At 62.0% G+C, this 11662-nt stretch carries 9 protein-coding genes; 3 read left to right on the top strand and 6 right to left on the bottom strand.

Translation table 11 applies throughout. The features are described from left to right. Nucleotides 1-44: 44 nt before the first annotated feature. On the top strand, nucleotides 45-1919 hold the full coding sequence (locus ABDX79_RS07970; protein ID WP_346219745.1) for an acyl-CoA thioesterase: 1875 nt from the start codon (nucleotides 45-47) through the stop codon (nucleotides 1917-1919). Nucleotides 1920-1939: 20 nt separating this feature from the next. Here ABDX79_RS07970 and ABDX79_RS07965 read toward each other — a convergent pair whose 3' ends face one another. After that, nucleotides 1940-4273, bottom strand: coding sequence for a putative bifunctional diguanylate cyclase/phosphodiesterase (locus ABDX79_RS07965; protein ID WP_346219744.1), 2334 nt, complete (start codon nucleotides 4271-4273; stop codon nucleotides 1940-1942). Between the two features lie 216 nt (nucleotides 4274-4489). Then, entirely contained in the window at nucleotides 4490-5536 is a 1047-nt protein-coding gene (locus tag ABDX79_RS07960; protein ID WP_346219743.1) for a zinc-dependent alcohol dehydrogenase family protein, read from the bottom strand. Nucleotides 5537-5741: 205 nt separating this feature from the next. Between ABDX79_RS07960 and ABDX79_RS07955 the strand changes: the two genes are divergently transcribed. Continuing rightward, nucleotides 5742-6005, top strand: a complete 264-nt coding sequence (locus ABDX79_RS07955) for a hypothetical protein (protein WP_346219742.1) — start codon at nucleotides 5742-5744, stop codon at nucleotides 6003-6005. On the opposite strand, the gene ABDX79_RS07950 is transcribed toward ABDX79_RS07955, so the two are convergent. Further along, nucleotides 6002-7024 carry an endo-1,4-beta-xylanase gene (locus tag ABDX79_RS07950; protein ID WP_346219741.1) on the bottom strand — a complete coding sequence of 341 codons (1023 nt, stop codon included), beginning with the start codon at nucleotides 7022-7024 and terminating at the stop codon, nucleotides 6002-6004. The genes ABDX79_RS07955 and ABDX79_RS07950 overlap by 4 nt on opposite strands. Nucleotides 7025-7175: 151 nt before the next feature. Between ABDX79_RS07950 and ABDX79_RS07945 the strand changes: the two genes are divergently transcribed. After that, on the top strand, nucleotides 7176-8486 hold the full coding sequence (locus ABDX79_RS07945; RefSeq protein WP_346219740.1) for a lipopolysaccharide biosynthesis protein: 1311 nt from the start codon (nucleotides 7176-7178) through the stop codon (nucleotides 8484-8486). Between the two features lie 22 nt (nucleotides 8487-8508). Here ABDX79_RS07945 and ABDX79_RS07940 read toward each other — a convergent pair whose 3' ends face one another. The 3 genes from ABDX79_RS07940 to ABDX79_RS07930 form a co-directional block, all read right to left on the bottom strand. Beyond that, nucleotides 8509-9390 carry a DUF6492 family protein gene (locus ABDX79_RS07940; protein WP_346219739.1) on the bottom strand — a complete coding sequence of 294 codons (882 nt, stop codon included), beginning with the start codon at nucleotides 9388-9390 and terminating at the stop codon, nucleotides 8509-8511. Nucleotides 9391-9458: 68 nt separating this feature from the next. Further along, nucleotides 9459-10271 carry a WecB/TagA/CpsF family glycosyltransferase gene (locus ABDX79_RS07935; RefSeq protein WP_346219738.1) on the bottom strand — a complete coding sequence of 271 codons (813 nt, stop codon included), beginning with the start codon at nucleotides 10269-10271 and terminating at the stop codon, nucleotides 9459-9461. Then, nucleotides 10268-11491 (bottom strand): glycosyltransferase family 4 protein, encoded by a 1224-nt coding sequence (locus tag ABDX79_RS07930; RefSeq protein WP_346219737.1) that lies wholly within the window; start codon nucleotides 11489-11491, stop codon nucleotides 10268-10270. The genes ABDX79_RS07935 and ABDX79_RS07930 overlap by 4 nt, the downstream gene beginning before the upstream one ends. Between the last annotated feature and the right edge of the window lie 171 nt (nucleotides 11492-11662).

Here is an 11662-nt window from a genome sequence, read left to right as displayed (position 1 = left end):
ATCACCTGAAATTGTCTTTTACGCCTTTGGGGAATGGCTGACATATGACGCGATCACAACTTTACCGCTCGCTGAGCTGGGCGCCGACGATATCGTTATCCTGGATGTGGGGGCTCGGATTCTTCTACTCGATGCACGTGGTCTGGACGCAGGGCTGGCTTGGATTCTGGGTGTTCGCCCTGGCCAACGCCGCCGGCCTGGCGAGTTTCGGCATGGTTCTGAACGCCGGAGGCCGCGATCCGGAAAGCCTCTTTGCCCGGATTGGTCCGCGTTTCGTCGGGCTTTTCCTGCTCTGCCAGTTCGGGGCGATCGCCATCACGCTGTTCTCGCTCGGGTCCTATCTCTGGCCCTTCATCTTTCCCGGGGCCAGTCAGACTGTCTCACTCGCATTGTCCCTCCTCGTGACCGCCCTTGCCTGCGCGATCGCCCATTCCGCTACCCTCGGAAAGCTGCGCTTTCTTCATGCCGGATATCTCGCAATTTCAGCGATCGCCATCGCTGTTGCATGGCTCCTGATGCCGACAGGCGGACAGGACGGGCTCGCCGTGCCGGTTGCTCCGGCGCAAAGCGTCTGGGCCCTCCTGCTTCCGACCCTCGTCGGATTTGCGCTCGGCCCCTGGGCTGACCTCCAGCAGTGGCAGCGGGTTATCGAGATAAAGCGGAGCGGCCTGTCGGCCGGTCTCGCCTATGCCGGTGGCGGCCTGATCTTTCTTGCACTGCTTGTTGCCAATGCGGGTCTGTCGCGGGCCGCGGGCGCTTCCTTCATGGTCGCGGCGGACGGAACCCTCGTCACGCAGACCTCGGTCGCGGCCCGGTTCGGCGCCGAAAGCTTAGGCCTCGGCGCCGCCGCCTTCGCGCTCTGGGCTGCGATCGCGGCCGTCTCGACGATCGACAGCTTCTATTGCGCGACCCGCTGGTATCTGTCGTCCCTCCTCGCAAAGAGCCTCCACCCGGCGCTCGCCTTCGTGCCGGCGGCTGCGGCGGCCTCTCCACTCTGGGTGCTCGCAACGGCCATGGCCGCTGCCGGGGTGATGACGACGATGGGGTTCTCCCAGACCACCTACATGATGCCCTACGCGACGCTTCTCGTAGGGCCCACCCTATGCCTCGTCGTCTGGTCGGTCCGGCGGTCGGCGCCCTTCGACACTCTTTCGGGCTATCTTTGGGGTCTGGTGGCCGCGCTCGTCTTTTTCGTCGGCTTCCGCATGGACGCGCCAAGCCTCGTCGCCTCGTCCACCCTCATCGCATGTCTCGGCGCTGCGCCGCTTCTTTACGGCCTTCTCTCAGGAAAGGGTGCGAGCCTGAGTTCCGGCATGCGGACGTCAGCCACCGCCCCCTACCCCGCGAATGATGCAAGCCTGTCAGGCGAGACGCGCGAGGACACAGATCGCGCTTCCGTCGCCGGGCGCCCCCTTCCCATGGCGAGCAACGACATCTGGCCCCAGCATGTGTTCGACGGTCAGAGCTTCGTTATGCGGGTCACTCCGACCTACGACGACACGAATTCGGTCGGGAACGTCTATTTCGCCAATTACGTGCGATGGGTCGGGAAGGCGCGAGAACTCTTCTTCAACGCCTGCATGCCGAAGTTCGACCTCGAAACCACGCCCTATTTCGTTCTGACGAAATCCTTCGATCACGATTTCCGGCGCGAGATCGCCGAATTCGAGCCGGCAACGGTGTCGATCAGGATCGCGAGGCACAATCGCAAATTCGTGACCCTTGGCCACGAAATCCGGGGCGCGAACGGCGATCTGATCGGTCGCGGCGAACAGGATCTGATGTTCGTCGATCGAAACACCTACAAGCCGCTCAACATACCGGCGGATATCGTTCGCGGCTTCCTGCCGTTCTGGCCTTCCAACAGACCGGATCAGGAGCCGGCGGAGGAACGCGAAGCCGTCCTGAAGGCAGGCTGAGGCACAAAACGCTCGGGCAATCAGGCGACGGCGCGTTTCGGGGGTAGCTGCTGCCTGTTTTCGATAAGCTCGAGCGTTGCCGTCTCGCTCGCGGGCTTGCCGAAGAAATAGCCCTGAATCTGTGAGCAGCCGATCCGTTTGAGGCACTCATATTGCTCGGCAGTCTCCACGCCCTCCGCGATCGTCACCATGCCGAGTGTGCGACCGAGTTCGACGATGGTTCTGACGATGCTCACATCGCTTTCGACGCCCGGCAGATCGCAGATGAAGCTCCGGTCGATCTTAATCTTATCGACCGGCAACTTCTTCAGATAGGACAGGCTCGAATAACCAGTGCCGAAATCGTCGAGCGCGAGCTTCACGCCCAGATCCCGGAGCTTTGCGAGAATGTCCATCGTATCGCTTGTCGTTTCGAGGAAGGCGGTTTCGGTGATTTCGAGTTCCAGCCGGCTGGGCTCGAGATCGAAATCGGACAACGCTTTCGATACGATGGAAACAAGGTCGGAATGCAGGATCTGGACCGTGGATATGTTCACCGCGATCAACAGGTTCGGATCGGGCCAGGTCGCGGCGAACGCGCATGCCTTGCGCAGTCCCCATTCGCCGAGAGCGAGGATGGTTCCCGTTTCCTCCGCCAGCGGGATGAAGGTCGAGGGCGGAATATTTCCATGTTGCGGGTGCTTCCAGCGCATCAGGGCTTCGAAGCCGCAAAGGGTGCCCGTCGCCGCGACGAGGGGTTGGTAGGTCAGCCAGAATTCGTCCCGTTCGAGTGCGACTTTCAGCTCGCCGATCAGGACAGCCCGCTCTTCCCTCTGCGCATCCATCGACGGCGCGTAGAAAAGGAAATGTCTGCCACCCTCGTCCTTGACTTTGTAAAGCGCGACATCGGCCTTTCGCAGAATTTCATCCGATGTGTTTTCATTCTGAGCCGTCGCGATCCCGATGCTGACGCCGACATCGAGATAGAGACCGTTGCATGCAAACGGCTCCTGGAGCCGATCGAGGATATCCTTGGCGATCTCACTGTTTCTGGCGCGATCCGTGGTCATGCTGAGAAGGGCGAACTCATCCCCCGCAAACCGTGATACGATCAGGTCGGGCCCTGAGAGCTTATCGAGACGAGCGCCAATCTCCTTCAGGAGCTCGTCGCCGACCGCGTGGCCGAAGGTGTCGTTGATCTGCTTGAAACGGTCGAGATCAAGGAGAAAAACCGCGTATCCAGACCGATTGCTCCCTTCGAGAGAGCCGAGCCGCGCTTTGGAAACCAGCGCCTCGAAGCGATGCCGGTTGGGAAGTTTCGTCAATGCGTCGTGGTTTGCAAGCTTGTCGAGCGCGGTCACATATTCGGTCTGGAGCGTGATGTCGGACCCCATCCCGCGAAAACCGAGAAAGCGGTCTTCTCTGTTGAAAATTGGCTTGCCGGTCAGAGACCACCAACGGGTCTGCGCACCGATCCGCATGGGGATCCTCACCTGATTGAATGCCCTGCGCGCCTTGATGGCCGCAATGATCTGGCCAGCCTCGTTTGCGGACAGATCACCCGCTTCCGGCGCGATGATCGCTTCGAAGGAGGACGAAGCGAGTGCATCTCGATCGGTTCTCAGAACCTCCGCGAAGCGCTTCGAAGGCGACCTGATCAGGCCTTTGGCATCGATTTCCCAGAGCCAGTCGCTCGAGTTCTGTTCGAACTCCTTCAACAGAAGGCTGCTGACCTCCCTTTGGTGATCGAGATCGATCTGCGCCGTTGCGCGCAGGCTGGCCAGTCTGCTGATTTGGACGATGGTCGCGAAGATGAAGCAGGAATAGATCGCAAGAAGGATCGCGATCACCGCATAAAAGCTCTCGCCCACCGACATGAGAGTGATGAACGATCCGGCAATGATGCACCCGGAGAAGAGAAGGCCAGCCGCCGGGACAAAGCCGATGCAGATCCCTGTCGCGATCAGCCCCGCGCATGTCGAAGCGATGAGCAGCCTTCCATTCGGATCAGCATCGACGAACAGCGTTACCGGAATGGTAGCCAGGGTAAGGCCTCCGATGCCGGAAACGAGGATCAAGCGTTGCTGCATCGATCCGATTGCTGCGGCCGAAGCATCGCCATGCTTTTTTTGCCAGTCGAGGCAGGCGTTGAACCCTATATAAGCCAGAGTGACGATCGTCGCCTGCAGCGCGAGGATGTAGGAAAACGGCGCATCCTGCCAGAAATAGAGGCAGACGATCTCGGACACGCTCACACCGGTCGCCAGCGTGAAAGGCGCAAGACGCATCGCGAGATCGATCTGGTCGAGACGAACCTTGTCGCGCGTGTCCCGGCATTTGGCCGATCGCGGATCGTCTCCGGCAAGTCGGGTCATTGCGTCTGGCATTGTGAAATCCGAACATTGGCGATGCTTCCCGATGGTAACAAGGGCGAATTAAAATTATCGGAATCGCTGCGCCGCCCGGGGCGTCATGCGACGTTGGAAAACAATTTATGAAATGCCGGAATTCCTGCGGTGCCGGAAAGGGTTAACCGATCTTCGTACGGGTGCCGTCGCGTTCCAAGGCATTCGGCTCTATGCCTGTCGACGTCAGGCCGCGAAATCCGTGATGACCGTCGCACCGACGGTTTGAAAGCGATCCATTTCCATGAGGACGGCAGGTGCTCGATCAAGAGTGATGGTTTCACCGACCAGTCGCTGCGGGCTCAGCTTTCCCGAACGGACCATCTCCAGCATGGCGTCATAGCGATAAGCCTGCATCCCGTGGCTGCCATAGATTTCCAGTTCCTGCGCGATGATCTTGCCCATCGGGATTTCCGGCCTTGCATGAGCCCCGAGCATTAGGCCGACCTGCACATGCCTGCCCCGTCGGCGCAGGTTCTGGATCGAATTGACGCAGGTACTGGAATGCCCAAGCGCGTCGAGGGAGACATGAGCGCCGCCGCCCGTGGCGTCCATCACGGCTTCCACGATATTGGGCTCGCCGGCGCCATTAATGGTCACCGCCGCCCCCAGGTCACGCGCAAGCGCCAGTTTGTCCTCGGAGATGTCGATGGCGACCACATTCGCGCCGATTGCACTGGCGATCATGATCGCCGACAGCCCGACGCCGCCGCATCCATGGACAGCGACCCATTGTCCCGCCGATACGCGCCCCTGATCGACGACCGCGCGAAATGATGTCGCGAAGCGACAACCGAGGCTTGCGGATGTCGCAAAATCCATCTCGTCAGGAAGGCTGATGAGATTGAGATCGGCGTTTTCGATGGCGACATATTCGGCAAAGGAGCCCCAATGGGTGAAGCCTGGCTGAAACTGGTTGTGGCAGACCTGCTGTTGGCCGGCATGGCATTCCGGGCAGGATCCGCATCCGCCGACGAACGGCACCGTGACGCGGTCGCCGACCTTCCAGCGCCGGACATTCCTGCCGACAGCCGAGACGAGGCCCGCGAGTTCGTGACCGGGCACATGGGGAAGCACGACATCGGTGTCGTGCCCCATCCAGCCATGCCAGTCGCTTCTGCAAATCCCGGTCGCTTCGACCTTGATGACGCAACCGTTTGCAGTCGGGGCGGGATCATCGACCTCGACAACCTTCGGCGGCTTCGCGAACTGTTCGAACAGCACGGCTCTCATAAGGCTTCGATCTCCATGAAGGTTGCGGCGACCACCGAGGTTCCGACACATTACGCAGCATGGTGGCGCCCTATCATCGGCCCGTGCGAAACGCGATAGGCTCGGACCTTGAAGCGTTCGTCCATCGGCTGCGACACCGTTGCACCTTGCGCCCACATCACGGAACCGTTACTGTGTCGTGATGTACTTACGGGAGGAGTGCGGCATGCTTCAGTTGATCGAAGCCCAGGCGAGAGAGCTGGCTGAAAAAGCCGATCGCGTCGCGGATCGTGAGATCGCCCATGACGCGCGAAACCTCCACGCGGCGATCGTTTCGCTCGTTCGCGTCGAATTGCGTCGTCTCTCGACACGGACAGCGTCGGACAACCAGAACGATGCGCATCGAACGGACCGTGATGCGCCTTGTTCGGTGCCGCGCGGAAAGCAGGCGCGGCAAATCCGGACCGGACATTGTTTCGACGCCGATTAGCTTTGTGTCGAGACACGCTGCTTGAGAAGCCTCATCCATTCCTTTTCCCGATAATCGCGCGTCAGCGGCAGCGGCCGGTGCGGCGCTCCATCGTCGCGGGGCATCACATCCGGAATCCAGCTGTAGCTGTCGGTAATACCCCAGACGACGATCATCTCCGGCCGCTTCCAGGCAAAGATACCGTCGAGAAAATCCCTCACAATGGCATAGGCAGCCCGGTCCATGACCTCCGGTTCAGCCGGGCTTTCGAAGTCGATCACGTCGAGTTCCGTGACGAGGAGCGAGACGCCCAGCCGGTCGAGATCCCGGTGAAATCGCTCCAGCCCCTCCTTGTCGATCTCGCGACCCACATAGAGGTGCCCCTGAATGCCGACGCCGCCGACATCGATGCCGCCGTCCTGCATCTGACGCACCAGATCCAGCATCACCCCGCGGCGGGCAGCGTAGAGTTCGCCCTTCCATTCGAGATCGAAGTCGTTGATGACGAGCCGCGCGGCCGGATCGGTCCGCGCTACTGCCTGAAAGGCAAGCGGAATATGCCGGGGCCCAAGCATTCTCAGCCAGTAGGTATCGCGCAGCGGCCCGTCTTCGCGCGGATCGTAGGCGATCACCTCGTTGACGACGTCCCAGCCCGTCAGCTTGCCGCGATAGCGATCGCTCACCCTCTCGATATGCTCGATCAGCACCCGCTCGGCCTCGCGGCGGCTGTCGATTTGCTCGACCCAGCCCGGCGTCGCGCCCCACCAGACATGGCAGGTTCCACGGGTCAACTTGCCATTTGAGAGCGCCAGATCGACGATCCGGTCGGCCGGCTCGAAATTCCATTGATCGGGTCCGGGATGGATCAGGTCGAATTTCAGCTCGTTCATCGGCATGACGAGGTCATAATGTTCAAGGAAGGCAGGAACGTAGTTCGGATCGCTGTCGAGATATTCGGTCTGGATCGCCCCACCCAGCGGTGTCTGGATCGCTTGCGCGCCGGCTTTCGAGGGATGCCACAGGCTGGCGGCCGCAGCCATGCCCGCCCCGGCCTTCAGAACGGAACGACGCGTTAACGGCTGAGCGCTAGACTGCGCGCAACGCATGTGGCTGGTCGCGCCGGATCGCTTGAGACTTCCTGCATCCGCTGACAACGATCAGTCTCCCGAAAACGCCGGAGCGAAACGCCCCATGAGCCCGATCGCAGTGTTGCGTCAAACCCTTAAAGGGAACCTAAGCGTTTTTCGCGATTACGTCTCCCTGATCTCGGGATCGATGGGCCGCCTCGTCCTGTCGCTCGGCTATTTCGTCTGTATCGCCAATGCGCTTTCGATCGGCGATTTCGGCCTGTTCGCAACCGCCTCGGCCACCGGCGTCATGCTTTCACGGGTCTGCGGCCTCGGCTTTTATTCTCCGCTCTACAGGGCTGCGACCGTCAAGCCGAACCTCATCGGGACCTATACCGCCGGCTATATCGCCGCTTCCGTTCTGTCACTGCCACTGGTCGCGATCATCGCGGCGATCTTCTATCTCGTCGCCTTCGCCGGCGAGATGGGCATCGCCGCCTTTGCACTCGTTCTTGCGGCGGAAGTCATCGGCTGGCGCTCGCTCGAGATCGTCATCATCGTCAACAACGGCATCGGCCGGTTCGGACGCGGCGCCATCTTCACGATCTTCGGATCGGCGGTCAAAGCGGTGGCGGCGGTCGGCTTCTGGTTCCTGGCCGGCGGCGACCTCTTCACCTGGGCGGTGTGCTACTTCACCGCCAACACCCTGGCCGCCGTCATCGCGATCGCCGTCACCTATCCACGTCAGCGCCTGCGCTTTCGACCGGAGCTCTATCTGGCGCGCTGGCGCGACAGCATCTCGGTTTCGGGCGCCGACATGGTCTTCTACCTCCAGTCCGATCTCGACAAGCTCCTGGTGCTCGCCGTCGGCGGTCCGGCCGCTGCCGGTATCTATGCCATCATCATGCGGCTCGTGGATCTGACGGCCATTCCCATGCGCTCCTTCAACACGCTGATCGTCCAGAAGATCATGAAGGCGCCTTCCTTCCTCGACAGCTGGAAGCGGCGGGTCGGCATCGAAGCCGCCATCGCTTTCGTATCGACGGGCGGGCTCGTGGCGCTTGGCGGTTTTCTATGGCTCTTCCCGACCGCTCTCGGCCAGAACGTCGCCGACGCCGCGCCCCTCGTGCTTCTGCCCCTGATGGTGCCGGCCTTCCGCAACCTCGTCGAATATCAGGCCGATCTTCTCTATGCGCGCGGCAAGACGACCATCCGCGTCGCGATCCTCGCAACCGCCGCGCTTCTCAAGGCTGGCCTTCTCGCCGTCCTCCTCCTGTCTTTCGCGGATGAGGCAACCTGGATCGTGATGCTGAACGGGGTCTTCGCCCTTCTCTGGCTCATGTCGGCCTTTGCCAGCTACACGGCCCTCGACTGGCGCGGCTGGCCGGTCATGCAGCGGGATCGAAGCGGCCGCGGCGTTCACGCCGTCTCCTGAGCCTCGTATCGCCGGGCGCAGCTCAGGCGAGGCCCGCAACCTTGCGCACCAGCGCGCTGTCCGTTCCCGTGAAGGACTGGATGCCGACCGCGACATGCTGCGGCTCAAGGGACTGGAAGAATTGTTCCAGCGCCTTTTCGCTCATCGCCTCGCCGTCCCAGTACATGGTACAGAGCTGGTCGTTGGTGGTGAAATGCCGGTCCGGCCGGTTCTCGACCTCGTCCACATAGCGGCCGTAGATCGTGCATTCCGAGAGCGCCCGCGTGCGCGAAAGCGCGCTGATCGCAGACTGCCCGGTGACGCTTTCGATCCGCGCACTCATGTCCCGAACGCTGTCGGTATTCCAGGCGATCAGCGTCGCGATATAGCCGGTATCGGTGGTTTCGGGTTCGGCGATACCCAGAAACTCGCCGGCCTTTCGCGACCAGTCGTAATGCTCCTTCTGGTATTTCTCCATGGCAGCACGAACGCCGCCGGGCTTGCGGTAGAACGCGATCCGGCCCGCCTCGTCCTCGAAGTGACCGGTATCGAAGTCCCGCAAGAACACCACGTCGGAATCGACGGTGATCATTGCGGATTCTTCCAGTTTGGCAGCAAGCATGATTCGGCGAAGCTGCTGGGTGTGCCAGCCGCGCAATGGCGGGCCCTTCGGCGTCAGCCAGATCCGCCGCTTGCCGAAATGCGTCGGATCGGGAAATGCTCGCAACCACCAGGGGAAGAGATCGCGCTCGTCGACGACCTCGCGCTTCGGGCCCTCAAGCGCCCTGAACAGCGGGACGTCGCGGGCTTCGACCGCCAGGATATGCCGCGTATGCCCACTGACCCGCGCATCGATGGAATCGCAGAGAAGGCGGCAACGCTCGAAATCTCCGCGGTAGCTCGACGTGACGATGGCTTGGGACACGGATATTGGCTTTCCCGCTGAAACGACATGCACGGGTTAAGGATTGTTCCCGGCGTCCCTGTCAAGCGCTACCGGATCGCGCGCGGCGCCAGACGATCACGCAGAATCTCGGCGATGAAGAGCGGATTGCCGATCACATAGCGCCGCCAGAGCCGCGACGGCTCCAGACCCAGCCGCCATGCCCATTCCAGCCGAAGTTTGCGCACAGCACGCGGCGCCCTGACGACCTCTCCGGCCAGAAAATCGAAAAGCGCCCCGACGCCAATCAGGATGCGGCCGTGAGCGGCGCCCAGATGCTCCACCATGAAACGCTCCTGCGCGGGAACGCCCATCGCCACGAGCACGACATCGAAACGCCCCTCTTGCAGCTGCGAAAGCACCGGGCCGCGCCCGGCATCGCCGAAGAAGCCATCGGAGACGGCGACGAACCGATGGACCGGCGTCAACCGGCGCAGCGTCTCGGCGGCCTTTTCGGCAACGCCCGGAGCACCGCCCACCAGACCAACCTTCAGCGGGGTCTTGGCCTGCCTGAAGAAGCGCGGCACGAAATCCGTGCCGTTGAGATTTTCCGTGAACTTGCGCCCGTAGAGCAGCCGCGCACCGAGATCGACACCGATCCCGTCAGGCAGCACGACGCATTCCTGAAGCGCCTGGCGATAGGCGTCGTTGCGCCGCGCGAGATTGACGCAATGGGCGTTCAGAAAGGCGATACGCAGAAAGCCCTCGCCGCTAAGGCATTGAACGAGACGCGCGATGATATCCTCGCCGCTTCTGTCTTCGATCTGCACACCGGCCAGCATCATCGTGCCGGTCGCAGCAGTGGTCGGCTCGCCGAAAACCGGGCCGCCGCCTTCAATATCGTCGTAACCGGCCCTCATCATGCGCTCGCCTTCAAACTGGCTGCGTGAGAGGTCCCCGCCACGATCTTCGGGCGGAAGGTGCCGTTCGTGGCGCCGAGCCGTTCAAGACCCGACGCGATCGCAGCGTCGAGCTGCGATTTCTGGGCTTTCGCGAACGCACCGCCATCCACGCGGCCGATTGTTCCGGCCCGCTCCTTTTCGACGAGATCGATCAGGGCACGGGCGAAGTCGGCGGCTCGATCGGCTCGCCGCACATTGCCCGGAATATGAGAGACGCCCCGCAGCGCCAGGCTCGTCGCAACCGCCGGCATCCCCTCCTCGAAGGTCTCAAGCGTCTTCAGCTGGACCCCCGTCCCCGCCTTTGTGGCAAGCGCCAGAACGCGTGATCCGTGGACGAAGGCTTGCGCGCTGTCGACACGGCCCGGAAAACGGACATTCCTCGCTGTCTTCGGCGGCTCGCCATCGAAGCGACCGGCGATGGCGATCTCGAAGTCGAGCGGCAGAAGAGGCACGACATCGTTCAGGAACCAGTCGAGACCGACACGATTTGGCGCCCAGCTCCAGGTGCCGATCATGCCGATATCCTGCGTGCGTCGTCCCGTATCGACGACCGGCGCGCGACCGACGACCAGCGGCAGGTTGATCGCGCGCTCGTCGCGCGCCAGATCGAGGCCGACCTTGTCCTCCTCGGCCAGCGTGTGGATCACGCGGGCCCGTGCGCAGGCATGCATTTCGGCCCGCTCCAGAAGCTGGGCCTCGCGCTTGTAGAGCACCCGGTCGATCGCGCTCTGGGCATTGGCGGCGTTCTCGATGGCCGAACGATTCTCGACGTTATGGGCGACGAAGATCGTCGGATATTCCGCAAAGAGAAAGGGATAGGCCGCCGCCATCGCGATCGAGGAGAAGACGATGCCGTCAATTTTCCCTGCGCTCTTGATCCGGGTCAGGAGCTCGGCGCTCGAATATCGTGCAACCTTCGCGGCCGTGATCGGCAGCTTGCGCCGGACGGCGGTCGCGACCCATGCCGCTTTCTGGAAACCGGAGGCGGTCGCGTTTTCGATACCGACCTCGCCGAGGCAGATCGCATCCTCCGGCAATGCCGCACCCGGTCGCCGATATCCCATCAGGGTCAGCTTCACGCCCTGACGCCGATAGGCGTCCAGAATCGCCTGATTGGCAATCTCGTAGCCGGTCGACGCATTGCCGTCCGGCAGGATGGAGACGATCGCGAGAAGATGCATGGCCTTGCCCTTCGAACCCGTTGGAGACGAGAGTTCTTTCGGCAAGCATGGCAGCGAAGCGTTGAGCGAAGGCTAAAGAACGGCCGCGAAATTCGGGTTTTTCGATGAAACGCGCGGTTTGCGTTCACGTCTCGTTCAACGAAAGCTCAACGCGAATGCCAGCGGACCGGA

Origin of the sequence: Fulvimarina fulva, from assembly GCF_039652615.1 — a bacterium.
Taxonomy (GTDB): domain Bacteria; phylum Pseudomonadota; class Alphaproteobacteria; order Rhizobiales; family Rhizobiaceae; genus Fulvimarina.
The sequence above is the reverse complement of the archived record's forward strand: the minus strand, read 5'-3'. Positions and strand labels throughout refer to the sequence as shown.